The organism is Amycolatopsis iheyensis, assembly GCF_024703995.1.
Lineage (GTDB): Bacteria > Actinomycetota > Actinomycetes > Mycobacteriales > Pseudonocardiaceae > Amycolatopsis > Amycolatopsis iheyensis.
In genome coordinates this window covers 178418-204264 of the sequence record NZ_JAMXQV010000015.1, presented here as the reverse complement: position 1 = coordinate 204264, position 25847 = coordinate 178418, and the positions used below count along the sequence as shown (strand labels likewise).

At 72.0% G+C, this 25847-nt stretch carries 24 protein-coding genes; 13 read left to right on the top strand and 11 right to left on the bottom strand.

Translation table 11 applies throughout. The annotated features are described in order from the left end of the window. Positions 1-7: 7 nt before the first annotated feature. From M8542_RS27625 to M8542_RS27615, 3 genes are read right to left on the bottom strand one after another with little or no spacing between them, the layout of a single operon-like run. Positions 8-1258, bottom strand: a complete 1251-nt coding sequence (locus tag M8542_RS27625) for an NAD(P)/FAD-dependent oxidoreductase (protein WP_257923162.1) — start codon at positions 1256-1258, stop codon at positions 8-10. Then, the gene (locus M8542_RS27620; RefSeq protein WP_257923161.1) at positions 1255-2052 is read right to left on the bottom strand and encodes a ferredoxin; all 798 of its coding nucleotides are present in this window, start codon (positions 2050-2052) and stop codon (positions 1255-1257) included. The genes M8542_RS27625 and M8542_RS27620 overlap by 4 nt, the downstream gene beginning before the upstream one ends. An 8-nt stretch (positions 2053-2060) precedes the next feature. Beyond that, the gene (locus M8542_RS27615) at positions 2061-2738 is read right to left on the bottom strand and encodes a DUF4142 domain-containing protein (RefSeq protein WP_257923160.1); all 678 of its coding nucleotides are present in this window, start codon (positions 2736-2738) and stop codon (positions 2061-2063) included. Between the two features lie 248 nt (positions 2739-2986). Between M8542_RS27615 and M8542_RS27610 the strand changes: the two genes are divergently transcribed. The 4 genes from M8542_RS27610 (at position 2987) to M8542_RS27595 (ending at position 10375) form a co-directional block, all read left to right on the top strand. Further along, complete coding sequence (locus tag M8542_RS27610) at positions 2987-3568, top strand: sigma-70 family RNA polymerase sigma factor (protein ID WP_257923159.1); 582 nt, start codon at positions 2987-2989, stop codon at positions 3566-3568. A 759-nt stretch (positions 3569-4327) separates the two neighbouring features. Beyond that, entirely contained in the window at positions 4328-7108 is a 2781-nt protein-coding gene (locus M8542_RS27605) for an AAA family ATPase (RefSeq protein ID WP_257923158.1), read from the top strand. Between the two features lie 31 nt (positions 7109-7139). Beyond that, complete coding sequence (gene sfnG / locus M8542_RS27600) at positions 7140-8252, top strand: dimethylsulfone monooxygenase SfnG (RefSeq protein WP_257923157.1); 1113 nt, start codon at positions 7140-7142, stop codon at positions 8250-8252. Positions 8253-9133: 881 nt separating this feature from the next. Next, a complete protein-coding gene (locus tag M8542_RS27595) occupies positions 9134-10375 on the top strand; it encodes an SLC13 family permease (protein ID WP_257923156.1) in 1242 nt (413 codons plus the stop codon). Here the strand turns inward: M8542_RS27595 and M8542_RS27590 are convergent. From M8542_RS27590 to M8542_RS27570, 5 genes are all read right to left on the bottom strand, one after another. Then, complete coding sequence (locus M8542_RS27590) at positions 10353-11423, bottom strand: hypothetical protein (RefSeq protein WP_257923155.1); 1071 nt, start codon at positions 11421-11423, stop codon at positions 10353-10355. The genes M8542_RS27595 and M8542_RS27590 overlap by 23 nt on opposite strands. A 19-nt stretch (positions 11424-11442) precedes the next feature. After that, complete coding sequence (locus M8542_RS27585) at positions 11443-13185, bottom strand: hypothetical protein (RefSeq protein ID WP_257923154.1); 1743 nt, start codon at positions 13183-13185, stop codon at positions 11443-11445. Between the two features lie 184 nt (positions 13186-13369). Beyond that, on the bottom strand, positions 13370-14566 hold the full coding sequence (locus M8542_RS27580; protein ID WP_257923153.1) for a bifunctional RNase H/acid phosphatase: 1197 nt from the start codon (positions 14564-14566) through the stop codon (positions 13370-13372). Next, positions 14563-15300, bottom strand: a complete 738-nt coding sequence (locus M8542_RS27575; RefSeq protein WP_257923152.1) for a zinc ribbon domain-containing protein — start codon at positions 15298-15300, stop codon at positions 14563-14565. The genes M8542_RS27580 and M8542_RS27575 overlap by 4 nt, the downstream gene beginning before the upstream one ends. 9 nt (positions 15301-15309) lie before the next feature. Further along, complete coding sequence (locus M8542_RS27570; protein WP_257923151.1) at positions 15310-16131, bottom strand: Nif3-like dinuclear metal center hexameric protein; 822 nt, start codon at positions 16129-16131, stop codon at positions 15310-15312. Between the two features lie 31 nt (positions 16132-16162). Here M8542_RS27570 and M8542_RS27565 point away from each other — a divergent pair, with 31 nt between their 5' ends. The 5 genes from M8542_RS27565 to M8542_RS27545 all read left to right on the top strand — a co-directional run bounded on the left by M8542_RS27565 (position 16163) and on the right by M8542_RS27545 (position 20633). Continuing rightward, complete coding sequence (locus tag M8542_RS27565) at positions 16163-16717, top strand: chorismate mutase (RefSeq protein ID WP_257923150.1); 555 nt, start codon at positions 16163-16165, stop codon at positions 16715-16717. A 414-nt stretch (positions 16718-17131) separates the two neighbouring features. Continuing rightward, complete coding sequence (locus M8542_RS27560; RefSeq protein ID WP_257923149.1) at positions 17132-17590, top strand: low molecular weight protein-tyrosine-phosphatase; 459 nt, start codon at positions 17132-17134, stop codon at positions 17588-17590. An 82-nt stretch (positions 17591-17672) separates the two neighbouring features. After that, positions 17673-19037 (top strand): ricin-type beta-trefoil lectin domain protein, encoded by a 1365-nt coding sequence (locus tag M8542_RS27555; RefSeq protein WP_257923148.1) that lies wholly within the window; start codon positions 17673-17675, stop codon positions 19035-19037. A gap of 97 nt (positions 19038-19134) precedes the next feature. Further along, positions 19135-19968, top strand: coding sequence for an SURF1 family cytochrome oxidase biogenesis protein (locus M8542_RS27550; protein ID WP_257923147.1), 834 nt, complete (start codon positions 19135-19137; stop codon positions 19966-19968). 50 nt (positions 19969-20018) lie between these two features. Beyond that, a complete protein-coding gene (locus M8542_RS27545) occupies positions 20019-20633 on the top strand; it encodes an FMN-binding negative transcriptional regulator (protein ID WP_257923146.1) in 615 nt (204 codons plus the stop codon). A 29-nt stretch (positions 20634-20662) separates the two neighbouring features. On the opposite strand, the gene M8542_RS27540 is transcribed toward M8542_RS27545, so the two are convergent. From M8542_RS27540 to M8542_RS27530, 3 genes are all read right to left on the bottom strand, one after another. Continuing rightward, entirely contained in the window at positions 20663-21100 is a 438-nt protein-coding gene (locus M8542_RS27540; RefSeq protein ID WP_257923145.1) for a hypothetical protein, read from the bottom strand. A gap of 56 nt (positions 21101-21156) precedes the next feature. Next, entirely contained in the window at positions 21157-22047 is an 891-nt protein-coding gene (locus M8542_RS27535; RefSeq protein ID WP_257923144.1) for a cobalamin biosynthesis protein CobD/CbiB, read from the bottom strand. Between the two features lie 170 nt (positions 22048-22217). After that, positions 22218-22901 (bottom strand): FadR/GntR family transcriptional regulator, encoded by a 684-nt coding sequence (locus tag M8542_RS27530; RefSeq protein ID WP_372508614.1) that lies wholly within the window; start codon positions 22899-22901, stop codon positions 22218-22220. A 103-nt stretch (positions 22902-23004) separates the two neighbouring features. Here M8542_RS27530 and M8542_RS27525 point away from each other — a divergent pair, with 103 nt between their 5' ends. From M8542_RS27525 to M8542_RS27510, 4 genes are all read left to right on the top strand, one after another. After that, positions 23005-23499: a gluconokinase gene (locus M8542_RS27525; protein WP_257923142.1), complete on the top strand. Its 495-nt coding sequence runs from the start codon at positions 23005-23007 to the stop codon at positions 23497-23499. After that, positions 23496-24860: a GntT/GntP/DsdX family permease gene (locus M8542_RS27520; RefSeq protein WP_257923141.1), complete on the top strand. Its 1365-nt coding sequence runs from the start codon at positions 23496-23498 to the stop codon at positions 24858-24860. The genes M8542_RS27525 and M8542_RS27520 overlap by 4 nt, the downstream gene beginning before the upstream one ends. Positions 24861-24968: 108 nt before the next feature. Beyond that, positions 24969-25292, top strand: coding sequence for an ArsR/SmtB family transcription factor (locus M8542_RS27515; protein ID WP_257923140.1), 324 nt, complete (start codon positions 24969-24971; stop codon positions 25290-25292). Further along, positions 25289-25801, top strand: coding sequence for an SRPBCC domain-containing protein (locus M8542_RS27510; RefSeq protein ID WP_257923139.1), 513 nt, complete (start codon positions 25289-25291; stop codon positions 25799-25801). The genes M8542_RS27515 and M8542_RS27510 overlap by 4 nt, the downstream gene beginning before the upstream one ends. Positions 25802-25847: the final 46 nt, after the last annotated feature.

Below are 25847 nucleotides of genomic sequence, written 5' to 3'. Positions count from 1 at the left end.
TCGTAGCTCAGTACCCGGCCGCGGCCCGGCTGTGGTGGCGGGGCCGCTCGGGTTCCGGGGGCCGTTGCGGCGGCACGACCGACGGCGCCGGGTGCTGCCGGGCGAGTTCGGCGGTCCAGTGCAGCACCGCGGCCGGGCTGTCCAGCCCGACGAGCCCGACGAGCCCGCCGTGGCGGACGAACCCGGTGATCGGCCGGGTGCCCGGCACCGGGGATTCGAGCAGGACGGTGTCGGTGCCGAGCATCGGCCGCCCGGCGACCTGGATGCGGACGCCGTGTTGTTCGGACCAGTAGCGCGGCACCGGCGTGAACGCGGGCGAGCCCTGGGGCCCGGCGAGGAGGTTCTCGGCCGCCGCGCGGCTCATCTCGACGGCGTTGAGCCAGTGCTCGTCGCGCTGCGGCGCGGCGTCGTAGCGGAGGTTGGGCCAGCGGGCGACGTCGCCGGCGGCGACGATCGTGTCCGAGCCGAGGACGTGGCACGTCGGCCCGCACACGACGCCGTCGTCCAGCGGCAGCTTGGCCCCGCGCAGCCACGACACGGCCGGGACGCTCCCGACGGCCACGACGACGCAGGCGACGTCGATCGCCCGGCCGTCGGCGAACTCGAGGCCGACCGACCTGGACTCGGGCCGCCACCGGCGGATGGTGGTGCCCAGCTCCAACCGGACGCCGCGGGCGGTGTGCAGCGCGGTGAGCCAGTCGCCGATGTCGGGGCCGAGGACGTCGGCCAGCAGCGACCGCGCCCGGCCGATGAGGACGACGTCGCGGTTCATCTCACGCAGGCTCGAGGCGACCTCGCAGCCGATGAACCCGTCCCCGACGACCGCGACCGGCCCCGGGTTGGTGGCGAGCGCGCGCTGGAGGGCGGTGGTGTCGGCGAGCGTGCGCACGACGACGACCCGCGGGTGCCCGTGCGGGGCGCCGGGCAGCCGGCGGGGTTCGACGCCGGTGGCGATGATCAGGCCGTCGTAGCGGACCTCCTCGTCACGCAGGTGGACGACCTGCCGATTCGGCGACAACGCGGTGACCGGGCTGTCGAAGTACCACTCGGCGTCGACTTCGAGCGGGTCGGCCAGCAGCGTGTCCGCGCGGCTGATCGCGCCGGTGAGCAGGCTCTTGGACAGCGCGGGCCGGTGGTAGGCGATGTCGGGCTCGGCGCCCAGGACGACGACTTCGCCGTCGAACCCGAGCTCGCGCAGCCGTTCGGCGGCGCGCAGGCCGGCGAGACCGGCTCCGGCGATGACGATGCGTTCGCTCATCGGGTGGCTCCCAACAGGTGGATGGCTCGCATGGGGCAGGCGCGCGCGGCGGCCTGGACGTTCGGTGTTTCCCCGGCGCCCGGCCGTTTCTCGTACTCGAGCCGGCCGTCCTGGCCGAGCTGGAACACGCCGGGCGCCTCCGCCTGGCAGACGCCGTAGGCGTGGCAGCGCTGGCTGTCGACGTCGACCCGCAGCGAGGCGATTTCGGGCTCGGGTTCGATCAGCCCGAAGCGGACGAGGACCGCGGCCGGCAGCACCCGCAGGACCGACAGCACCACCGGCGGGACGAGCAGGGTGATGCCCGCCAGCCAGACGACCGCGAGGTGCCCGCTCGCGATCGCGCCGAGCCAGGCGTGCACCGCGAGCAGGCCGATCGCGAGGTAGCCGGCCTGGTGGAAACGCAGCCAGCGGCCTTCGCGGGCGCCGCGGCGCAGGCCGGCGGTTACGGACACGGCCACGACGAGCTCGAGCCCGGCGATGCCGAGCGCGTGCCGCGGGGTGCCGTCGTAGAAGGGCAGCAGGAGGTCGGCGACGCCGAAGGGGTCGTCCTCGAGGAAGAGGAACGTCAGCCCGTGCAGGGTGCCGGTGGCCAGGGTGAACGCGGCGAGCAGCAGGTGCCCGGCGCGCAGCGCGTCCTGGCCGCTGAACCGGCGGACCCAGCCGGTGGCGGCGAGCACGCCCCAGCACAGGGTGAGGCACATGCAGAAGTAGGTGAGGCGGCCGGACAGCGCGGCGACCTCGGCGATCCCGGTGTCGTGCGGCGACACCGGGGTCAGCGCGGCTAGCGGGGACATGGACGGGCTTACCTCCGGGTGCGCGGCTGGATCGGCCCGGGGGTCCCGAGCAGGCGGAGCAGGCCGAACGTGGCGACGGCGGCGAACGCCACGAACACGGCGCCGAGGGCGACGTCCCCGCCGCCGAGGGTGTCGTCGGTGCCGTCTTCGGTGGCGGAGACGAGCAGGGACGTGGTCTCGGCGAGCCCGGTGCTCTCGAGGAGCGTCAGGTGCCCGAGCGCGGTGTCGACGGCGGTCTGGGCGAACGCGCGGACGTCGTCGTCGCGGGTGCCGGCGCGGACGTCGGAGGCGAGGGCGAAGAGGGTGCCGTACTCGGCGCGCAGGCGGTTGACGTAGTCGTGGTCGAACTCGTCGCCGGAGCGGGCGGCGAGCTCGTCGGCCCACGCCCGCTCCTGGTCGGTCGGCGCGCTGGGCAGGCCGAAGGCGAGCCGGTCGGCGACCGCGCGCAGGGCGACGTCGAGGCGGGCCTGGTCGTCGGCGATGCGGCCGGCGACGGCGCGGACCCGCCGGTTGGTGGCGCGCTCGGCGGCCTGCCTGCTCGCCGGCGTCGCCCACAGCGTGTGCTGCTTCAGGCGGGTCAGCAGCGCGCGGTCGGTCTGCTGGAGCTCGCCGGCCGACGCGGGGAGCGCGCAGCCGAGCAGAAGTGCGGCCGCGGCGGCGACCAGCGCGGTGAATCGGAACGGCATCCCCGTTGTCCCCTTCCCGAAGAGGTCCTCATCGGGGATTACGGGAAGGAGGTGTGACCCGGTTCTCACCGTCACCTTTTAGTGACTGTGACGTGCATCACAAGACACATTGTGAACCGCTCGCCGCGGGTCGCCGTAGCGGTTCAGTTAATGGGGTTAGCGAAACTAATGCATATGGCCTATTAAGTGTTTTTACGCTACGCTCCGATGGCCCCACGGTCCGCCAGTCAGGTGAGGTTGCGAGCTTTATGGAAGCACGCTTTACGGAAGCACCGGGCAGAGAAAGCCGCCACGCCTCGTCGGCCACCGCCCTCGACACGCGCCCGCACCACGGCGACGACCTCGTCCCGTTGCTCTACAAGGACTTCCGCGCAACCCTGTTTTCGCAGGTACTGGCCCTGACCAACCATGACCGGCAGTGGACCGAAGACGTGGTGCAGGAGACCATGATCCGCGCGTGGCAGCACTCCGGCACGCTCGAACGCGAGCCCGGAATGCTGCGCGGCTGGCTGCTGACCGTCGCCCGCCGGATCGTCATCGACGGCTGGCGAAATCGCCGGATCCGGCCACAGGAGGTCGCTCTGGAGATCCCGGAAAACGCCGCGTCCACCGACCGCACGGACAGTTCGTTAGCCGCACTAACGATTAGCCGGGCATTGTCGGAACTGGACGAGAAATATCAGTCCGTCATCCACGAGACCTACCTCGCCGGAAACACCGTCCGGCAGGCGGCGACAATTCTGGGAATTCCCGAGGGAACCGTGAAATCGCGGTTGTACACGGCGATGCGGCAATTGCGGAAGGCGCTCGGGGAAGTAGCGGCCCGATGAGGGGGAAGCACCACGCGGCGGCGGCGTACGAACTGGGTGTCCTGGACGACGCGGAAGAGTTCGAAACCCACCTGCGCGGGTGTCCTCGTTGCCGGGAACTGCTCGAGGGGTTCCACCCGGTGACCGAGGCCCTCGAGACGGCGGCCCGCCTCGGGTACTTGCCGAGTGGTGGTCCGCCGGTCTCCGGTGGGTCCCGGGCTGCCGGTGGCGCCGGTCCCCCGGCTTCCGGCGGCTCCGGCTCCTCGGCTTCCCGCGGCTCCGGTCTCCCGATCCCCGGTGACGCCGGCCTGGTGGCTGCCGGTGGCCCCGACATCCCGACCTCCGCCGGCGCCGGTCCCCCGGCACCCGATGGCTCCGGTGTCCCGCTTCCCGGTGGTTCCGGCTCGCCGGCCCCCGATGGCTTCCCGGCTTCCGGCGGCTCCGGCGATGCTGATCCGGTGTCCGGCAGCTCAGCCCCGCCCGGCGGGGCCGGCCACAGCTACCCGCCGCCGAGGGACGGGGCCGCCCGGCGGCGGAAGCCGTGTCGCCTTTCCGGCCGGCGGGGGATGGCCGCCGGAGCACTCGTGCTGCTCGCGCTGGGGGTGGCCGTCACGGCCGCCCGCGCTGCCCGGCCGGTTACCACGGGGATCCGGTCCGCATCCGCTGCGTGCATCGTCTCCCCTGCTCCGGTTGTGGCCGATACCGGCCATGACCTGCGGGATCTCCCGTGGTCGACCGGTTTCCAGTAGTCTGCCCCAACCCAACATGAAAGTCCTTACGGTGGATACCGAAGTAAATCCCGAGCACCCCGTCAGCGGGGCTTCGGTACCGAAGCGTCCCGCCCCGCGGCTCCCCGGCCGCGAGCCCGAGCTCAGCCGCCTGACCAGCCTCTTCCCCGTCGCGCTGGGCGGCACGGCGGCGAGCGCGGTGCTGGTCGGCGAGTTCGGCATGGGCAAGACCGCCACCCTGCACACGACCGCCGCGCTGGCCGCGGACGCCGGCTTCACCGTCGCGATCGCCACCGGGTCGCGGCTCGAGAGCCACCTGCCCGGCGGACTCGCCCGCCAGCTGGTCGACGCGCTCGACCACCCGGGCCCGCCCTTCCAGGAACAGTGCGGCCCGGCCGGCGAGAGCGAAGCACTCGAACACTTCTTCCGGATCATCCGGGAAGCGACCGCGCGGGGCCCGCTCTTCCTCGGCATCGACAACGTGCACCTCGCCGACGCCTGGTCGATGCGGTGCCTCGCCTACATCCGGCACCGCGTGCTCGACCTGCCGGTGTTGATCATACTCACGTCCCTGACCGGCCACCCACCGCACCGCGAGGTGGCGCTGCTCGAGATGGCGGGCTGCACGCCCGCGTCGATCTCCCTGACCGGCCTCGGCGACGCGGCGGCGGCGGAGATCCTCGGCCTGGCCCCGGGTGAGCTCACCACCGCCTGCCGCGAGGCGACCGGCGGCAATCCGTACCTGCTGAACGCGCTGCGCCCGCGGCTGCTGCCCGGCGCGGACCCGCACGAGCTCGGCTCGTCGCTGATCGGCCAGGTGCTCCACGCGCGGATGCAGGAGTTCCCGCACGCGCCGTCGATCCTGCACGCGGCCGCGATCCTCGGCGAGGACGCGGGCTTCGACCTGCTGGCCCAGCTCGCCGGCGTCGACGAGCTCGACGCGCTGCAGGCGATCGACACGATGGTCCGGCTGCACCTGCTGCACAACAGCAGCCGTCCGACGCTGACCTTGCCCTTCGTCCGCAACTCCGTCCTCAAGGACATGCCGAAGACCACGCGAGCGGTCAACCACGCGCGGGCGGCGAAGCTGCTGTCCGAGACGGGCGCGCCGGCCGAGCGCGTCGCCGCCCACCTGCTCGAAGCCACGTCGATCCGGATCCCGTGGGGCGTCGACGTCCTGCGGCTGAGCGCGCGCAACGCCGTGTTCACCGGCCGCTCCGAACTCGGCGCGCGGTACCTTCGGCGCGCTCTCGAAGAGCGGCTGACGTCGGGGCGCCGGGTGGCCGTGCTGCTGCAGCTGGCGCACGCGGAGTTCCAGGTCGACCCGCCCGCCGCGGCGCAGCGCGTGCGGGAGGCCGTCGACACGGTCGGCAACCGCGACACCGCCGCGTTCATCGCCTCGGCGATGCTGCTGTCGCTCTGCGGTGGCCAGGACGCGCGGCTGGCGATCAGCGCGGCCGGCCAGATCGCCGCGCGGCTCGACGCCGGCGGGCCGGACGCCGTGTGGCCGTTGCTGTGCATGACCTACCTCGCCGAAGCCGGCAGCCGCCTCGGGCCGCCGCCGGAGTTCCGGGACTTCGAGGAGCAGTGGGCGCCGCTGACCGACCCCGCGGCGCAGCGCAGCCGTTCGGCGTTGCTCGCGCTCGACGCGGTGCGCAGCGGCGAGTCGGCGCAGGACGCCGTCGGCCACTTCGCCGGCGCGTTGACCGGGGACGACGGCGAACTGTTCGAGCAGCACTACTTCTTCACCCTCGCCACCGCGGTGCTCGCGGACGAGCCGGCGCACGTCGACCGGCTGTGCCGGGTCCTCGACGTCGAACGCGAGCCGTGGGACGTGCACGTGCCGCACGGCGCGCTGCCCACCCTGGCGCGCGGGATCGCGTTGCAGGCCAGCGGCGACCTGCAGCGGGCGAGCGTCCACTTCGAGTCGCTGCTGCGCCGGTTCGACGAGCGCGGCGGGACGACGACGTGCCCGGTGGGCGTGCTGTGCGCGGCCAAGCTCGTCGAGTGCTGGGTGGACCTGGGCCGGTTCGAGGCGGCGACGTCGTTGCTCGACCGGATGGACTTCGTCGCCAGCCAGGGCCTGTTCACCCACACCTACCTGCTGTACGCGCGCGGCCGTCTGCGCGTCGCGACCGGGTACACGCGCTTCGGGTACGAGGACCTGCTCAGCTGCGGCCGCCGGCTCGCGCACCACGGCATGCGGTTCCCCGGGTTCGTGCCGTGGCGCGCGCACGCGGCCCGCGCGGCGCTGGCGCTGGGTCAGGCCGACGACGCGGCGCGGCTCGCGGAAGAGGACATCAACGCCGCCGCCCGCTGGGGCGCGGCGCGACCGCTGGGCACGGCGTTGACGACGCTCGGTCTCGTCCGCGAGGACGACGAAGCCGAGCGCGCGCTGAACAAGGCGATCACGGCGCTCCGCTCGTCGCCGGCCCGGCTGCAGCTGGCGACGGCGCTGACCGAGCTCGGGACGCTGCAGGCGCGGCACGGTCAGTCCGAAAAGGCCATCGAAACGCTGCGGCAGGCCGTCGAGCTGAGCGAGCACTGCGGCGCGCGGCCGCTCGCCCGGCGGGCGGCCGAGGAGCTGCGGTCGTCGCGGCGGGCGTTGACGCCGGCGAAGGACAACGAGCACGGCCTGACGCGGCAGGAAAACCGGATCGCCGTCATGGCCGCGCAGGGGCTGACCAACCGGGAGATCGCCACGGCGTTGCACCTCACGCGGCGGACGGTGGAGCTGCACCTGTCGGGCGCGTACCGCAAGCTCGGCATCCCCGGGCGCGCGGAACTCGGTGGGGCGCTGGCGAAGTCTTCCCACCGCGTGGACGCGCGTTGACCCGTTGCGGGGTCGTTGCTCTACTCGGGCCATGTCGCTCGAAGAGCCGTTGAAGTTCGCTTACTGGGTCCCGAACGTGAGTGGTGGCCTCGTCACGTCCGACATCGAACAGCGGACGGACTGGGGTTACGAGTACAACAGAGATCTGGCTGTCCTCGCCGAGAACAGCGGGTTCGAGTATGCGCTTTCCCAAGTGCGGTACACGGCCAGCTACGGCGCGGCGTACCAGCACGAGTCGACCGGGTTCAGCTTGGCGCTGTTGCTGGCGACGCAGCGGCTGAAGGTGATCGCGGCCGTCCACCCCGGACTGTGGCACCCCGGTGTGCTGGCGAAGTTCATCGCCAGCGCGGACGTGATCTCGGGTGGCCGCGCGGCGGTGAACGTGGTGAGCGGCTGGTTCAAGGGCGAGTTCACCGGCCTCGGCGAACCGTGGCTGGAACACGACGAGCGGTACCGGCGGTCCGAGGAGTTCATCCGCGTGCTGCGCGAGCTCTGGACGAACGACCACGCCGAGTTCCGCGGCGACTTCTACCGCATCCACGACTTCGACATCAAGCCGAAGCCGGTGGCGGCACCGCACCCGGAGATCTTCCAGGGCGGCAACTCGACGGCGGCGCGCAAGCTGGCCGGGAGTGTGTCGGACTGGTACTTCAGCAACGGCAAGGATTTCGACGGGTTCTCCGAGCAGGTCTCCGAGGTGCGCGGGTACGCCACCGCGAATTCGCGGACCGTCCGCTTCGGACTCAACGGCTTCGTGATCGCGCGTTCGTCCGAGAGCGAGGCGCGCGCCGTGCTCCGCGAGATCGTGGCGAAGGCCAATGTGGAGGCGGTGGAAGGGTTCCGCTCGGCGGCCGCCCAGGCCGGAAAGTCCACTTCGGACGCGAAGGGGATGTGGGCGGATTCGGAGTTCGAGGACCTCGTGCAGTACAACGACGGGTTCCGGACGCAGCTGATCGGGACGCCGGAGCAGATCGCGGACCGGGCCATCGAGTACAAGAAGCGCGGGGCTTCGCTGCTGCTGCTCGGGTTCCTGCACTACCTCGAGGACGTCGAGCACTTCGGCAAGGAGGTGCTGCCGGTGATCCGCGAGAAGGAGAAGGACCTGCTGCGCGGCGCGGCGACCCCGGAGCCGCTCGGCGTCTGACCCGGGCGTGGGGCGCCCCCCGTTTTCCACTCTACCGGCGGGCACCGACAGTTTCGGGCGCCGGCGCGTGCCTGGGAAGCGCCCCAATGTGGCGTTGGGTGCGTCCAGCGCACCGAACGCCACATTGGGGTTGTTTCATCGTGGTTGGGGCTGGTCAGGGCGCTGAGATCCGTGTGGTTGCCCATGTCGGCAGGACGTGGTGCCGGGGACCAGCGTGGTGACCGGGCGATAGGTGAAGCCCTCGGCAAGATCGAGATGTGAGTCAATCACCCGCCGAGGGCTTCGGTCCTCTTTCCTACCAGGTCACCCTTCCGCTCTCGCGACAGACCCTGCACCTGGTCGCCGAGCTGATCCGCGCCCACCGGAAGCTGCTGCGGTCCCGCTGGCGCACAGTCGGCCCTGCTCGTGCTCGCGGTGCTACGTCACGACCCGCGCCCGGCCCACCTCGGAGCCGGCACGGGCGTATCCGTCTCCGCCCTCCGGCGCGGCGGCGCTGCTGGACAAGACCGCCGATATCACCGCCGCCCGCCGGCTGCGCATCCGCCAGCACCCCCACGCCCACGGCCTGACCCGGCCGGGGACAAAGGCTTCCACGGCTGGCACAAAGACGTCCGGGACACCGGTGACTGCCCGGTCTGCGGCGGATCGTGTGAGCAGGTCGTGCTCACTCCCTACAAAGCCGAAGCACGTCGACCGCTGAGCAAGGCTCAGCAGCAGGCCAACCCGGTGTTTTCGGCGATGCGGTGTGCGGTGGAGGAGCCTGAGCGTCAGCACGACCGGTCAACCCACCACGACCAGCGCAAACCACGACAAAACAACCCCCCTCAGGGCGCTCCGACCGGCTCCGACGCCGTCCGGTGGGCGTCGGTTAGCGTGGGCGGGTGAACTTCTGGGCGGGCGCGGGCAGCCTGGCGCTCTTGGCCGGTGTGCTGGTCTTCGCGATCGTGCGGCCGCGTGGCTGGCCGGAGGCCGTCGCCGCCGTGCCCGCCGCGGGGGTCGCTCTCCTGCTCGGGCTCGTGCGGCCCGGAGCGGCCGGGCACCGGGCCGTCGAGATCCTGCCCACGCTGGGCTTCCTGGCCGCGATCCTGCTGTTGTCCTTTTTGGCCAGTGTCGACGGCGTGTTCGCCTGGCTCGGCAACCGCCTGGCGGAGGCGTGCCACGGCAAACCCCGGCGGCTGCTGGTCCTGACCTTCGCCGCGGCGGCCGGGACGACCGCGGTCCTCAGCCTGGACGCCACCGTCGTCCTGCTCACGCCGGTCGTCCTCGCGACGGCCACGAGCCTCCGCCTGCCCGCCCGGCCGCACGTCTACGCGTGCGCGCACCTGGCGAACTCGGCCTCGACGCTGCTGCCGGTGTCCAACCTGACGAACCTGCTGGCCTTCGCCGCCTCGGGGCTGACGTTCGCCGGGTTCACCGCGCTGATGGCCCTGCCCTGGCTCGTCACGATCGGCATCGAACTGCTGGTCTTCCTGCGGTTCTTCGCCGCCGACCTGCGCCCGCGCGAACCGGCGGCGCCGGAGCGGCACCTCGAGACCCCGACGTTCGCGCTGGTCATCCTGGCCCTGACGCTGGTGGGCTTCGGCCTCGGCCCACTGGGGCACGTCGAGCCGGTGTGGATCGCGGCGCTGGCGTCGCTGATCCTCGGCGTCCGGGCGCTGGCCATGGGCAAGATCAAGCCGTGGCAGCTGGTCACGGAGGCGGCGCCGCAGCTGTGCCTGTTCGTGCTCGGCCTGGCGGTCGTGGTGGAGGCGGTCTCGGAGCACGTCCTCGGCGGGGTCCTGACCGATCTTCTCCCGACGTCGACGGGCCTGCTCGACCTGCTGGTCGCGGCGGGCGTGGCGGCGGTGCTGGCGAACCTGGTCAACAACCTCCCGGCGACGCTGATCCTGCTGTCGGTGCTCGGCCCGCACCCGGCACCGGGGGTGTTGCTGGCGGTGCTGCTGGGGGTCAACATCGGGCCGAACGCGGGCTACCTCGGCTCGCTGGCGACGCTGCTGTGGCGCCGGACGCTGCCGGCCCACCCGTCGGCGAAGACGTTCCACGCGCTCGGTGCGATCACGACACCCCTGTGCCTGGCCGCGGCGACCGTTGCCCTCTGGCTCAGCCTCGGCCTGGCGAGCTGAACGCACGCAAGGAAAGCCGGGTGGCGACGTTCGGGACGAACCAGGCCGCGTACTCGCCGTCGCGGTCGAAGCCCGCGTGCACGGCGTCGCACCAGTCCTGGCGGTTCAGCACCGCGAGGTACTGCCGCACGACGTCGTCGCGCTGCGCCGGGGTGCATCCGTTCTCCGAAGGCGCCTTTTCCGCGAGCGGGCCGGCGATGTTCGCGGCGACCAGGTACCGCTCCACGGTCGGCGCCTGCGTCGCGAGGTACGCCGAGTGCGCGGCGAGCACGGCGGCCGCCGGCGGGTAGGTGGCAAGGGTCGTGCCCATCCCCTCGCAGCCAGTCATGATCCGCAGCAGCCGGCCGGTGTGATCGGCGACGTCGTCGTCGAGGTCGCCGCCGAGGACGGCTTCGTGCAGGTGCGCCGCGGTGGCGACCTTCCCGGCGAAGTAGCCGTTGAGGAAGTCGCCGTCGCAGGCTTCGCGCAGCAGCCACGGCCGGGCGATCCCGGCGCCCACCCGGCACAGGGCCTCGACGACGTAGACCCGTCCCCAGCCGGTGACGCGCCGAGCCAGCCAGAGCAGGGCTTCCGCACCGCCTTGGCGACGCATGAGCGCTTCGGCGGCCAGCGACCCGAAGCGGTCCGACAGCAGCCCGATGGTCTGGATCAGCGGGATGTCCGGCTCGGCGTGGTCCGCCGCGAGCAGCGCCAGCCCGACGGTGACCGAGCAGCGATCGGTGCTGTGCCGCACCAGCCATCGGCCGGTCCGGCGCACTCGCCGCGGCTCGGCGCGCCGGGCCGCGGCGCCGATGTGCTCGTTGGGGTGGATCGGGACATGCACGTCGTGGAACGCGTCGACGAGGGCGCCGGCCGGCGCGTCGGGATCGGCGAAGTGCCGGTCGAGGATTCGCGCGACGGAGGCGCCTTGGAGGCGGAACTCCTGCCTGGACTCCGGTCGATGCCGGCGATGCCGTTCGCCGTCCGGGTACGGTTCGCCGTCGCGGGGCAGCGGCGCGTCCGGCGCCTGCCGGTGCAGGCGCAGCGCGTGCTCGAACAGGGCGGTCACCGGCGAGCGGAGTCCGGGCTCAGTTCGGCATCGTGATCGTCTGGCCCGGCTTCATCGTCGGGCCGCAGTCGTCCAGTGGGCCGCCGAAGCGGTCCGCCGCCACCGCCGGGATCGTCTTCGCCGCGTAGTCCTGTGCCGCCTTCAGCTTGGCCGGGTCCGTCACCGCGTCCTTGCGGACCCAGTCGCCGTTGCGCAGGCCCTCGATCGGCGACGAATAGATCAGCACGTAGTCGCGGTCCAGGCGCGGATCCAGCGCGATGCCGTTGCCCGCCGCCCACGGGCCCCACGAGTGGATGAACGTCGGCTTCACCGTGTCGAACACGTAGTTCCGCAGGCCCGGGATGTCACCGTCGTGGACGAGGTCCGCGATCGGCTTGTTGACCAGGCCCGCCATGTCGACCAGGTCCAGCCGGCTGGTCATCGACGACCCGCCGAGGTCCGGCAGCAGCAGCGACGCCTTCTGGATGCCCAGGATGTCGGCGTACGTGTTGAAGCCGCGGCCGAAGCGGTCCGCCACCAGGCACGCCGTGATGTTCGGGTTGCCCGCGAACTTGTCCGCCGCCTGCGCGAACCCGATGGCCGACGGGACGAACGCCCCCACCAGCACCACGACCACACCGACGCGCAGCAGCGCCCGGCGACGGCGGAGCAGCTCACCGGCCGACAACGTGCCCGCGATGACCGCCAGCGGCCAGATCGGGCTGGCGAACCGGTGCTGGTACATCCAGTCGGCGACCATCACGCCGTACGCGATGATCCCCAACGCCAGCGGCACGAGCAGGGCGATCAGCGGCCGCCGCCACGGTGCCTTGACCAGCGCGAACACGATCACCGCGGCGAGCAGGACCACGCCCGCCCAGCCGGCGTACTCGACCAGTTCGAACGGCCGCTTGAGCGCGTCGAACCCGGGCAGGCCCTGCTGCTTCGCGACCGACGGGTTCGCCAGCAGCCGCCCGAACTCCGCGTGCCGCCAGACGACGTACGCGCCGAACGGCACGGCGAACGCCGCCACCGACAGCAGCGCCAGCCGGAAGCTCTTCCAGAACAGGCCGCCGCGCAGCAGGAGCAGCGCGGCCAGCGGGTACGCGCCCGCGTAGATCAGGCCTTCCGGCCGGGTCAGCGCGGCGAACGCGACCATGACGCCCGCCCAGATCGCGACCTTCGGCGTCAGGAGCTTTTCGCGCTGGACCGAGACGAACAGCGTGACCGCCAGCGTGACGACCGCGAACGCGAACAGCGAGTTCTCCAGGCCCGAGACGACCCAGATGACGAACGACGGGATCGTCGCCAGCGTGAGGCCGACGACCAGGGTGGCCAGCCACGCGAAGCGCTCGAAGATCTGCTTCGCCGCGATGTAGCAGGCCGTCAGGATGCCGCCGGTGAACAACAGGCCGAGCGCCTTCGGGAACAGCACGTAGTCCGGGAGGCCGAACAGCAGGCCGTGGTCGAACAGGCCGACGACCTTGCCGAGGCCGAGCAGCACCATCCAGGTCGGGTCGGAGAAGCCCTCGACCGGCGGGGCGCCCGGCTGCAGCACCGGGCCGAGGCCGTCGGCGAAGCTGCGGGCGTAGGAGAAGGTGATGGCGGCGTCGTCGACGATCCAGTGGCCGTAGCGGGTGGCGTGGACGGCGACCGCCGCGACGCCGGCGAGCACGGCCAGCACCGGCGCCAGGCGCGCGCCCCAGCCGCGCGTGGTCGTCGCGGGCGCCGGGTCCTCGGGGACGTCGCTCGGGGAGGTCTCGGTGAGTGCGCTAGCCGTCATGTCCTCGTCACTGTTCCGCCCGCAGGCTTCTGCCGGTGGGATACGCGCGAGCTGGCGCCCCATGAAGTGAGCCCGTCAGTGGGCCCGCCACCGCGGCGACGCGGTCGAGACACTGTAGCCAATACCCCATCCGGGGTCGGCCACGCGTCGGCATTGAGCGTGATCCACCCCACATTTCGGTGGGTCAGACCAGGTGGGACGTGTCGTTGACCAGCCGGACCGACGCGTTCCCGTCGGGGTAGAACTCGACGATCGACAGCGACGCCAGGTCCAGGTGCAGCCGGAACAGCAGCTGCGGCCCGGCGTCGAGGCCCATCCGGAGCAGCGTCTTGATCGGCGTCACGTGGCTGACCAGCACCAACGTCTTGCCGCCGTGCTCGGCGATGAGCTCGTCGCGCGCTTTGCGGACGCGCCGGTGCACGACGTCGAAGCTCTCCCCGCCCGGCGGCGGCACGGAGCTGTCGCCCAGCCACGAGGAGTGCAGCTCCGGGTCGCGGTCGGCGGCTTCGGCGAACGTCAGCCCCTCCCAGTCGCCGAAGTCGGTCTCGATGAGGCCCGGGTGGGTCTCGACGCGGCCGCCGAGCGCGTCGGCGACGGCCTGCGCGGTCTGCTTCGTCCGGGTGAGCGGCGAGGCGATGATCGGGACCGCCTCGCCGTCGACGACCAGGCCGTCCATCGCGGCGAGCCGCTTCGCCGCCGCCGCGGCCTGCGTGCGGCCCAGCTCGGTGAGCGGGACGTCGCCGCGGCCGGAGTAGCGGCGCAGCGCCGACATCTCCGTCTGGCCGTGGCGCAGCAGGAGGAGCCGCGTCGGGGTGCCCTTCGCGCCGGTCCAGGCCACGGCCGCGCGGTCGGGCTTGCGGGTCGGCAGCTTCGGCAGGGCAGGCGTTTCGGTGCCCGGGTCCGGGGCGGCGGTGGCGGCCCCGCGGGGAGTGGCCTGCCGGGCGGTCCGCGAAGCCCGGCCGGCGGTGGCGCCACCCGCCGCGGCGTCCATGGCCTCGTTGGCCAGCCGGTCCGCGTGCGAGTTCTGCGCCCGTGGGATCCACTCGTACTTGACGCGCGAGAAGCCGGCGGCCAGCTCCTTGGCCCGCTCGGCCAGCGGCTGCATGTCCGGGTGCTTGATCTTCCAGCGCCCGGACATCTGCTCCACCACGAGCTTCGAGTCCATCCGGACGTCCACAGTGGACGCCCCGAGCTCGGCCGCGGCGGCCAGCCCGGCGATCAGGCCGTTGTACTCGGCGACGTTGTTGGTGACGACGCCCAGGCTTTCCTTCCGCTCGGCGAGCACCTCGCCGTCGCCGTCCTTGACCACGGCGCCGTAGCCGGCCGGCCCCGGGTTGCCCCGGGAACCGCCGTCGGCCTCGATGACGACGTGCAAGGTCACAGACCCGACTCCATGGTCCGGACCAGGATCGCGCCGCAGTTCTCGCACTGGATGACGTCGTCCTCGGGCGCGCCCTTGATCTCGTTGACGGTGTTGCGGTCCAGCTCCAGCTGGCAGGCGCCGCAGCGGCGGGCCCGCAGCAGCGCGGCGCCGATGCCCTTGTGCTCGCGGACCCGCTCGTACAGCTTGAGCAGCGGCTCCGGGAAGCGCGGCAGCAGTTTCTCGCGGTCTTCGTCGCGACGCGCGCGGGTGGTGTCGAGGTCCTTGAACGCCTCGTCGCGGCGCGCGACGGCGGCGGCCACCTCGGCCTCGGCCTTGTCGACCTCGGCGCCGGTGCGCTGCGCGTCCAGGCCGAGGGCCTCGCGCTGCTCCATCAGCTCCAGCTGGTCGTCCTCGAGCGCGCTCTGCCGGCGCTCGAGCGACTGCAGCTCGTGCTCGATGTCCGTCATCTGCTTCGCGTTGACCGTGCCGGACGCCAGGAGCTTGCGGTCGCGGTCCTCGCGGGCCCGCACCGACTCGATCTCCTTCTCGGCCCGGGCGATCTCGCGGTCGAGGTCGGAGGCGGCGGTCTCCACCGACACGAGCGCGTCGCGGCGCTCGCGGGCGGTCTTCTCGCCCGCGTCGATCTCGGCCAGCTCGGGCAGGGTGCGGCGGCGGTGCGCGGTGCGCGAGAGCTCGGCGTCCACCTTGGCGAGCTCGAGCAACTGGCGCTGCACGGCGGGTTCGGCCTTCACGGTGCTCCTCTAAATCGATGTGCGCTCGGCGCGGACGTTCCACGGGTCGGTGCACCGCGTGGAGACGTGAACGTCGACGTTACTCGCAAACGCCCGCGCCACGACCGCCGAGGCTTGCCCGCACCAGGGCCATTCGCTGGCCCAGTGGGTCAGCCCGACGAGCGCGGGCACCGGGCCCGGGTTCGCCAGGTGCTCACCGGCGGGGTGATGCCGCAGGTCGGCGGTGACGAAGGCGTCGACGCCGGCCGCGGTGGCCCGCTTCAGGTAGGAGTCGCCGGCGCCGCCGGACACCGCGACGGTGCGGATCGGGCGCCCGGCGTCCCCGGCCCCGAGCACGCCGGGGACGGTCGCGGGCAGCGCGTCGGCGACGCGCTGGACGAACGTCGCGAAGGGTTCGGCTTCGGGCAGTTCGCCGACGCGGCCGATGCCGGTGACGCCGTCTTCGTTCGGCTCCAGCGGTCCGGTGACGCGCAGCCCGATGGCCTGGGCGAGCGCGTCCGAGACGCCGGGGTCGGCGGAGTCGGCGTTGGTGTGCGCGCAGTACAGCGCGAGGCCGGCGCGGATCATCCGGTGCACGAGACCGCCCTTGGCGGTGTCGGCCGGGACGCCGTGCACGCCGCGAAGGAGCAGGGGGTGGTGCGAGACGATCAGCTGCGCGCCGAGCTCGACGGCCTCGTCGACGGTCTCGGCGACCGGGTCGACGCAGAACAGCACGCGCGTGACCGGCTCGGCCGGGTCACCGCAGACGAGTCCGACCGCGTCCCACGATTCGGCCAGAACGGGCGGATACGCCTGCTCCAGCACGGCGATGATTTCGGAAAGTGCGGGCACCCGGGGATCTTCGCATGTACGGTCCCGGCTCATGCGAGTACTGGCTGTGCTCTTGCCGGTGATCACCGCGCTCGTGCTGGCCACGGTCCCGGCGTCGGCTTCCCCGCCGTCCCTCTGGCGGCTGACGGACCTGGTGGCGCAGCGAGTCCGCATCGCGGACCAGGTGGCGGCGGCGAAGTACGGCACCGGGTCCCCGATCGACGACCCGGTCCGAGAGCAGCAGATCTACGACTCGGTGGCGGCGCGCGCCCCGGAGCTGGGCCTGGACCCGGCGGAGGCGGTCCGGTTCTTCCGCGCGCAGGTCGAGGCGAGCAAACTGGTCCAGCGAGGCCTGCACGCAAGGTGGGCCGAGCACCCGGCGGAGGCCCCGGCAACCCGCCCCGACCTGACCGAGATCCGCCCGGCGATCGACCGCATGAATACGGGCTTGCTGGCCGAGCTGGCGGCAACACGGCAGCTGCGAACGGCCCGGACGTGCCCGGCCCGCCTGCTGGTGGCGGCAAGGGTGGCGGACGTGGTCCACCGCTTCGACGCCCTGCACGCCCGAGCGCTGCGCGCGGCAACCGCGGCAACGTGCGCGGTTTAGGGGTCGACCGGAAGGGCGCTCCGGCGTTCCGACGCCGGAGCGCCGAGGTGGCGCGTCAGTTGCAGTTGCCGCAGCAGCCGCAGCCCTGACCAGTGCACTTGGAGCAGCACCCGTGCATGTCGCTCTCCTTCCGGTTCACGTCCTCGCGCAACGAACGCTAGGTGCCCGCCGCAGGCGGCTGGTACCGCCGAGCGAGCGGGTGACCGGGTGAACGGCCAGTTACGCAACGCCGCAGGCAACACGCAAACCCACACCGACGAGGACCCAGACCCCCGCACCCCGATCCGAAGCCAAAACACGGCCGGCGGCGCCGGGTCAAGGCATCTTTCCCGCCTTGACGCGGTGCTGCCGGCCGTAGTCACAATCAAAGCTTCGGGGTGCCGGAGGGAATTCCCGGCCGGTTACGCTCACGAAGTGCCAAACCTGGTCTTCGTCTGTTCGGGCAACATCTGCCGCTCCCCCATGGCCGAGCTGATCTTCCGCGCGAAGCTGGAAGAAGCCGGCCTCGACGACGTACGCGTCTCAAGCTGCGGCATCGGCCCTTGGCACGCCGGAGAGCCGGCCGACAAGCGAGCCCGAGCCACCCTGAAGGCCCACGGCTACCCGACAGAGCACGTCGCCACCGAGGTGACCAGCGACGACCTGGAAGCCGACCTCCTGCTCGCGGCAGACGAGGGCCACGTCGAGTTCCTGCTCGAGCGCGTCGAAGATCCCAGCAAGGTCCGACTGCTGCGATCATTCGACCCATCCGCCCCGGAAGGAGCCGAAGTCCCCGACCCGTACTACGGCGGCGACGACGGCTTCGAGGACGTCCTCGGCATGATCGAACGCTCAGTACCGGCACTGCTCGACTGGGTCCGCACCCACGCGTGACCGGCGTCACAAGCCAGGTCTGTACCACTCACCCCACCGCACCGATAAGCCCTCCGGCATCGTCGTCGATGAGGGGAACCGCGTGCGCCCAAGAATTCTCGGCCTGGCACTGGCAGCGGCGGTCCTGACCGCCACGCCGGCCGCGGCGATCACCGGTGGCAGCCAAGCCGCCGACGGGACCTACACCTTCGTCGCGAAGGTCACCAGCGCCGGCCGCGCCTGCACCGGCGCGCTCGTCGCACCGCAGTGGGTGCTGACCGCGTCGTCCTGCTTCGCCGACCCGGCGCAGCCAGGCACGGCCACCGCGACGGTCGGCGGCCGGACGGCCAAGATCACCACGCTGGTCCCCAGGGCGGACCGGAACCTGGCCCTGGCCCAGCTCGACGCGCCCGTCTTCACGGTCGCGCCGGTCGCGCTGGCCACGTCGCCGGTCCAGACCGGCGAAACACTGCGGATCGCCGGCTACGGCCGGACCGCGACGACCTGGGTGCCGGACAAGCTGTCCACCGCGAACTTCACCGTGCAGTCGAGCACCACGACGACGCTGGCCATCACCGCCGCGGACGCCACCACCTGCAAGGGGGACGCGGGCGGTCCGGCGCTGCGGGAGACCGGCGGTGTCACGGAGCTGGTCGCGGTCAACGCCACGTCGTGGCAGCACGGGTGCCTCGGCGAAACCGAAACGCGGCAGGGCACCACCGAAACCCGCCTCGACGAGATCACCGACTGGGTCCGCGCGCAGATCCCGCCGTACGCGATCCGCAACTTCAACGGCCTCTGCACCGGCGACGGCCCGCAGGTCACCCTCACGACGTGCGCCGCCGGTCAGCACTGGACGCTGCCCGGTGACGGCACCGTGCGCACCGCGGACGGACGCTGCGTCGCCGTCGCCGGGACGGCGCTCGTCACCGCGCCCTGCACCGCGGGGCCCGAACAGCAGTGGCGCTTCCCGGGTGACGGCACCTTCCGGACGGCCGCCGGCGCCTGCGCCGACATCGGCAGCAACGCGCCGGGCACGCCGTTGATCACCGTCGGGTGCGCCGAGGGCAACCTCAGCCAGCAGTGGTTCCTCAAGGGCGACGGCACGCTGCGCAACAGCAACGGTCTCTGCGCCGACCTCGGCTCGAACGCCGTGAACACGCCGATCACGATGGTCGCCTGCGGGGCGGACCTCGTCAGCCAGCGCTGGGGGCTGCTCGGCGGGGCGCTGCGCAACACCAACAGCCTGTGCGCCGACCTCGGCTCGAACACCCCCGGCAGCCGGCTGATCATGATCGCGTGCCAGCCGGGCAACCCGAGCCAGCAGTGGACCGCGCCCGGGGACGGCACGCTGCGCAACCACAACGGCCTCTGCGCCGACCTGGGCTCGAACGACCCGGGCACGCGGGTGATCACCGCCGCCTGCGTCGCCGGGAACCCGAGCCAGCAGTGGCGGCTGGACCGCTGAGCCGCGTTCGCCCCGCTCGGGCGGTTCGTCCCGGCCGACGTCACAGGTGACGGAGGTCGGAGGGCGGCCCGGGTGGGGCACGGCCTACCGTGGTGGGGTGCGGTTGCGGTTCCTGCTCCGGCCCGGGTGGCTGGCCCTGACGGCGGTGGTCTTCACCTTCGCCGTCTGCTGCTACACGCTGCTGGCGCCCTGGCAGTTCAGCCGCAACACCGAGCGCGAGCAGCAGAACTCCGCCCTCGAAGCGTCGTTCACCGCGGCACCACTGCCGCTGGCGCAGCTGCTGCCCGCGGAAGCCGCGCCAGGCCCGCGGACCGAATGGCACCTCGTCTCCATCACCGGCCAGTACCTGCCGGACAAGGAGGTCGTCGCGCGGCTGCGGACGGTCCAGGGCGAAGGCGCCTTCGAGGTCCTGACGCCGTTGCGGACGACCGACGGCACGGTCGTGCTGGTCGACCGCGGTTACGTCCGGCTCGACAGCAAGTCCGGCGTGCTGCCCTACGCACCGCCGCCGGCCGGGACCGTGCAGGTCACCGCGCGGGCCCGCGCGGACGAGACGGACCCGAAGAACCGGGACGCCTTCGCCGACGCGTCGACCGGTGGGCAGCTGCAGAGCTACGTCGTCGACTCGAAGGTGGTCGCGCGGGCGGGCAAGCTCGACATCCGGCCGGGGTACTTCCAGCTCGACACCGGTCAGCCCGGCGTGCTGGGCGCGCTGCCGCTGCCGCAGACCGACTCCGGGCCGTTCCTGTCCTACGCGCTGCAGTGGCTCGCGTTCGGCACGATGGCGCTGCTCGGCTGGCTGTACTTCACCGTGCGCGAGCTCAAGCCCGGTGGCGCGCTGACGGCGTCGGCCGAGACGCCGACGCGCCGGAAGTCCGTCGCGGAGATCCTCGCCGAGGACGAGCTCGCCGAAAGTGGACATCAGAAGTAGCCCGAAAATGGCCCTTTCTCGGTGCCACTTGTCCCGGTGATACTCGGGTCATGCTGATCCACCCCTGGGACGCCGCTTCGGACGACGAATGGCGCGGCTGGCTGTCCGTGCACGACTTCGGCCAGCTCATCGCCGGCGGCTCCGGGCGTGACCTCCCGGTGGTGACCCCGGCGCACTTCGCGTTCGACGGCGACCGCACGGTCCTCACGCACCTGGCCCGCCCGAACCCGATCTGGCCGCTGCTGGAGGAGCACCCCCGGGCACTGCTGACGGTGGTCGACGACTACACCTACATCCGCGCGGACTGGAACACCGCGGCGGACCCGGAGCTCGGGGTGCCGACGTCGTACTACGCGACGGTCCAGCTCGAGGGCGACGTGCGGCTGGTCGACGACCCGGCCGCGAAGGCGGCTCTGCTGGACGAGCAGCTGCGCCACTTCGAGCCGGACGGCGCGCGGGCCCGGGTGAGCGCGACCGAGGCCCCGGACCGGCGGCTGCTGCCGGGGATCCGCGGGATCGAGTTCACGATCACGGGCGTGCGCGCGAAGTTCAAGTTCGGCGGGAACAAGACGGCCGAGGACCGCGAGCGGATCGGCGCCCGGCTGGCCGAACGCGGCGGGCGGCTCGACGACGAAGCCCTGGCCCAGCTGCGCCGTCGCGGCTGAGGGCCCTCAGCCGCGACGAGCGGAGTGCGTCAGCCGCCGCAGCGCGGGACCGGGAGGACGTCAAGGAAACCGTGGATGGTCTCGCCCGTGGTGTGGTTCACCGCGTCCGCGGTCATGTGCTGGGTGACGCCCGGCTGGTTCGCGGTCGGGTGCTGTTCCCGGATCCCCGCGGTCGTCGAGACGTCGTCGCCGGTGAAGAAGACCTTGCCGTTGTCGGCGAAGGTGATGCTCCAGGTCTGGCCGGCGACGTTGGTGTGGATCTCGAACTCCTCCCCCACGACGAACGACCCGCCGGGGCCGTCGTCGTCGTGCTTGGACTTCAGCGTGAACGAAGTGCCCAAGCTGCCGGTGGAGTCCTGCTCGTAGGTGGGGCCGCAGCGGCGGTCCTTGGCCTCGGCGGTGCCGGTCACGGCGAGACCCATCAGGCTCGCCGCGACGACGCCCACCACAATGTGCTTGTACCGCACGAAATTCCTCCCAGTATCCGCGAAGCGTTCACTACGCTCGTTGATACGCGGAGGAGTTACACCGACCGGCGCCGGCACCCGGCCACGACCGCCAGCACCACCGACGTCACCGCGGCCAGCCACCCGACGACCCGGGACAGCTCCACCGCCCGCGTCACGTGCCCGGCGTCCGGGTTCCGCCCCACGCCGAGCACCGGCAGTTCGGCCACGCCCTGCGGGTAAACGGTCCGCCCGCCGACGCGGATTTCCAGCGCTCCCGCGAACGCCGCCTCGACGCGGCCCGCGTTCGGGCTCGGGTGGGCGATCGTGTCGCGGCGCCACGCCCGCCACGCGCCGCCCGCCGAGCCGCCGACCACCGGGGCCGCCAGGACCGTCAGGCCCGCCGCGACGCGGGTCGGGACGAGGTGGACCAGCTCGTCGAGCCGGTCGATCGCCCAGTGGCCTTGACGTCCCGCGCGCGCCCGTCGCAGCAGGCTCACCGCGCGGGCGCCCAGGAGCCCGGGCACGCCCGCGACCGCGCCCCAGACGAGCGGCGCGACGACGGCGTCCGAGGTGTTTTCCGCCAGAGTTTCGACCGAGGCCCGCGAAAGGCCGACCAGGTCGAGACTGTCGGCCACCCGCGGGTCCAATTCGGACAGTGTCGAGCGTGCCGGGTCGAAGCGGGACTCCTCGAGGTCGCGAGCGAGCTCGGTGCCCTGCAGCGCCAGCCCGGCCGCCCCGAGCACGGCCCACGTCGACGCGGCAGTCGAGGTGGCCTGCACCAGCGGCCGCCCGCGGCCGACGCGTTCGAGCAGCAGGCCGCCGGCGACCACGGCGCCCGCGACCGCCAGGCCGGGGCCCGGCGAGAGCCGGCCAAACGCCGTCACCGGAGGGCGCCGCCGGGGGTCGCCCAGAGCGCCGTCGGCCACCACACCCAACACCAGTCCGATCGCGCGCGCCGCGCTCACCCGTGCCCCCCGGCAAAGAAAGTCCAGTACCCGTCGAGGCTACTCGACCCGGGAACCAGCCCGGTCAAGCCCTGCCCGCCCACCGAGCGCCCCAATGTGGCCTTGGTTGCGTCAGACGCACCCAATGTGGCCTTCGGTGCGTCAGACGCACCGAAGGCCACATTGGGGCGCTAGTCGACCAGTGCCGCGATCTCCTCCCGCGCCTGGACCACGATGTCCCGCATCGCCCGCTCCGCGCGGTCCGCGTCGCCGCCGGCCACCGCCGCCGCGACCTCCAGGTGCAGCGCGATCGCCTCCGGCTGGGGCTCGGGAGGCATCAGCCCGTGCCCGGTCCGGCCGGTCAGCACCTCCGCGACGACCTGCGACAGCTGCGCGAACATCGGGTTCCGGGACGCCGTGAGCAGCAGGTCGTGGAACTCGATGTCGAAGCCGAGGAACGTCGTGAGGTCGCGGGCGCGGGCCGTGCGGGCCAGGCGTTCGCCCAGCGCGCCGAGCCGGCCGCGCTCCTCCGGGGTCGCGCGCAGGGCTGCGTACCGCGCCGCGCAGGGCTCGATCGCCGAACGCAGCTCGTTCAGCGTGGCCAGGGCCGTCGGCCGCGAGGGGCCGTCGAGCTGCCAGCGGATCAGGCGCGGGTCGTAGTGGTTCCACTCGCCCGGCTCGCGGACGATCACCCCGACCCGCCGCTTGCTGCTGGTCAGCTGCATCGTCTCCAGCACCCGGACGACTTCGCGCGCCACCGTCCGCGACGCGCCGAAGCGGTCCTGCAGGTCTTCGGAGCGCAGCACGGTGCCCGGTGGCAGCGACCCGTTCGCGATCGCCGCACCCAGCTCGTCCAGGACCTGCTCGTGCCTCACGTGACCCAACCTAGCGATCTGACTCGATTAAGTAGTACTTCATCTTGAATAAGTAGTACTTTTGAGTTTCACTCACCTGGGCACAACGAAGTGGGAGGTGCGGATGACCGTCATCGTGGTGATGGGGGTGTCAGGCTCCGGCAAGACGACGATCGGCACGGCGCTCGCGAACGCGCTGGACGTCGAGTACGCCGAAGCGGACACGTTCCATCCGCAGGCCAACATCGACAAGATGACCGCGGGCCACCCCCTCACGGACGCCGACCGCGCCCCCTGGCTCGAGGCCATCGCCGGCTGGATCCGCGATCACCAGGCCGCCGGCGGCGTCGTGACGTCGTCCGCGCTCAAGCGCCGGTACCGGGACGTGCTGCGGACGGGCGGCGCCGTCTGGTTCGCCCACCTGCACGGCGACCGCGAAATCCTCGCCGAGCGCATGAAGTCGCGTTCGGGCCACTTCATGCCGGTCTCCCTGCTGGACTCCCAGCTCGCCGACCTGGAACCCCTCGAAGCGGACGAGCCGGGCGCGATCTTCGACATCCGTGAAACGCCGGCCGAGATCACCGAAGCCGCCCTGACCGCCTTCCGGGAGCGCCCATGACCACCCTCGCCGCCGCCTGGACCGGCCACGACACCCGCCTGATCATCGCCACCGTCGTCGCGATCGCCGTCATCGTCGTGCTGATCACTAAGGTGAAGCTGCACCCGTTCCTGTCGCTGGTGCTCGGTTCGCTCGTCCTCGGGCTGACCGCCGGGATGCCGGTCGACAAGCTGCTGAAGAGCTTCACGAACGGCGTCGGCAGCACGGTCGCGTCCGTCGGCATCCTGATCGCCCTCGGCGCGATGCTCGGCAAGCTCCTGGCCGACTCCGGGGGCGCCGACCAGATCGTCGACACCGTGCTCGGCAAGGCACGCGGCGCCGCGCTGCCGTGGGCGATGGCACTGGTCGCCGCGCTGATCGGGCTGCCGATGTTCTTCGAGATCGGGCTCGTCATGCTGATCCCGGTGGTGCTGCTCGCGGCCAAGCGCACCGGGAAACCGTTGATGCTGCTGGGCATTCCGGCCGTCGCCGGCCTCTCCGTGCTGCACGGCCTGGTCCCGCCGCACCCGGGTCCGCTCGCCGCGGCGGGCGCGTTGAACGCGAACGTCGGTGTCACGCTGGCGTTCGGCCTGCTCGTCGGCATCCCGACGCTGGTCATCGCGGGCCCGCTGTTCGGCAAGGTCGCCGCCCGGCTCGTCCCGGACGCGCAGCCGCCCGAGCGGCTCATCCCCGAGCGCGCCGACACGGACAAGCCGCGGCCGAGTTTCGCCGCGACGCTCACGACGGTGCTGCTGCCGGTCGTGCTGATGCTGGCGAAAGCGTTGTCGGACATCCTGCTGGGCAAGGAAAACCAGGCGCGCAAGATCCTGGACTTCGTCGGCGACCCGCTGATCGCGCTGCTCGCGGCGGTGCTGGTGGGCATGGTGCTGCTGGGCCGCCCGGCGGGCCTCGACCGCGCGCGACTGTCCACTGTGCTCGCCGACTCGCTGGGCCCGATCGCGGGGATCATCCTGATCGTCGGCGCGGGCGGCGGCTTCAAGCAAACCCTGGTGGACGCGGGCGTCGGCGACGTCATCACCGGCTTGGCCAAGGACGCGAACCTTTCGCCGCTCCTGCTCGGCTGGCTGGTCGCGGTGGCGATCCGGCTGGCGACGGGCTCGGCCACGGTGGCGACGGTTTCCGCGGCGGGCATCGTGGCCCCGCTGGCGGCGACGATGGACCCGTCGCACAGCGCCCTGCTGGTGCTGGCGATCGGCGCCGGGTCGCTGTTCTTCTCGCACGTCAACGACGCCGGCTTCTGGCTGGTGAAGGAGTACTTCGGCCTGTCGGTCGGGCAGACGCTGAAGAGCTGGTCGGTGATGGAGACGCTGATCTCCGTGGTGGCGATCGCCCTGATCCTCCCCCTCTCCCTACTGGTCTGAACAACGTAGCTTTCACGTGAAAGTGACCCGGAGGCTTCCTCCGGGTCACTTTCACGTGAAAGCGCCGTCCGTTGACATGTGACCTTTTGGTCACCTATCCTCGGTCACGTGCCTGACGACGACCTGGTGTTCAAGGCGCTGGCGGACCCGACCCGCCGGTTCCTGCTCGACCTGCTCTTCGAGCGTGACGGCCGCACGCTCACCGAGCTCGAGACCCAGGTCGACATGACCCGCTTCGGCGTCATGAAGCACCTGAAGCTGCTGGAAGAGGCCGGCCTCGTCGTCGCGCGGAAGGAAGGCCGGGAGAAACGGCACTTCCTGAACCCCGTGCCGATCCGGCAGATCCACGACCGGTGGATCGACAAGTACACCGAACACCACGTCACCGCGCTGCTCGACCTCAAGAACGAACTGGAAGGCGAAGAACCATGACGAACACCGTGCAGGTCTACCGCGTCTACATCAAGGCGACGCCGGAGCGCATCTGGGAAGCCATCACCAAGCCCGAGTGGACGCAGCGCTACGGCTACACCGGTCTCGCCGACTTCGACCTGCGGCCCGGCGGGAAGCACCGGATGCGCCCGACCCAGCCGTTCATCGACGCCGGGATGACCGGCGACATCGTCGACGGCGAAGTCCTCGAGGTGGACCCGCCGCGCAAGCTGGTGATCACCTGGAAGCTGCTGATGGCGCCCCAGGACGTGGCCGACGAGCCCTACACGACCCTCACCTACGAGATCGACGAGTCCAAGACAGCCGGCACCAGACTGACCGTCACCCACGACGTCACCGGCGCCCCCAACATCGCCGCGATGGTCAGCGGCGCCTTCGAGCGGCTCGACGCGCCGCCGAACGAGAACGCCGGTGGCGGCTGGGCCTGGATCCTCTCCGACCTCAAGACGCTGCTCGAAACGGGCGACACCATCGTCCCGGCGCCGTGAAAAGGGTCTGGTGGCCTGCCTCGCGCCGCTTCGAGGCAGGCCACCA

Coding starts and splice junctions, on each gene's coding strand:
- M8542_RS27525 (WP_257923142.1), top strand. CDS start 23,005: ATGACCGTCATCGTGGTGATGGGGGTGTCAGGCTCCGGCAAGACGACG.
- M8542_RS27615 (WP_257923160.1), bottom strand. CDS start 2,738: ATGCCGTTCCGATTCACCGCGCTGGTCGCCGCCGCGGCCGCACTTCTG.
- M8542_RS27520 (WP_257923141.1), top strand. CDS start 23,496: ATGACCACCCTCGCCGCCGCCTGGACCGGCCACGACACCCGCCTGATC.
- M8542_RS27620 (WP_257923161.1), bottom strand. CDS start 2,052: ATGTCCCCGCTAGCCGCGCTGACCCCGGTGTCGCCGCACGACACCGGG.
- M8542_RS27625 (WP_257923162.1), bottom strand. CDS start 1,258: ATGAGCGAACGCATCGTCATCGCCGGAGCCGGTCTCGCCGGCCTGCGC.
- sfnG (WP_257923157.1), top strand. CDS start 7,140: ATGTCGCTCGAAGAGCCGTTGAAGTTCGCTTACTGGGTCCCGAACGTG.
- M8542_RS27610 (WP_257923159.1), top strand. CDS start 2,987: ATGGAAGCACGCTTTACGGAAGCACCGGGCAGAGAAAGCCGCCACGCC.
- M8542_RS27585 (WP_257923154.1), bottom strand. CDS start 13,185: ATGACGGCTAGCGCACTCACCGAGACCTCCCCGAGCGACGTCCCCGAG.
- M8542_RS27545 (WP_257923146.1), top strand. CDS start 20,019: ATGCTGATCCACCCCTGGGACGCCGCTTCGGACGACGAATGGCGCGGC.
- M8542_RS27565 (WP_257923150.1), top strand. CDS start 16,163: ATGCGAGTACTGGCTGTGCTCTTGCCGGTGATCACCGCGCTCGTGCTG.
- M8542_RS27510 (WP_257923139.1), top strand. CDS start 25,289: ATGACGAACACCGTGCAGGTCTACCGCGTCTACATCAAGGCGACGCCG.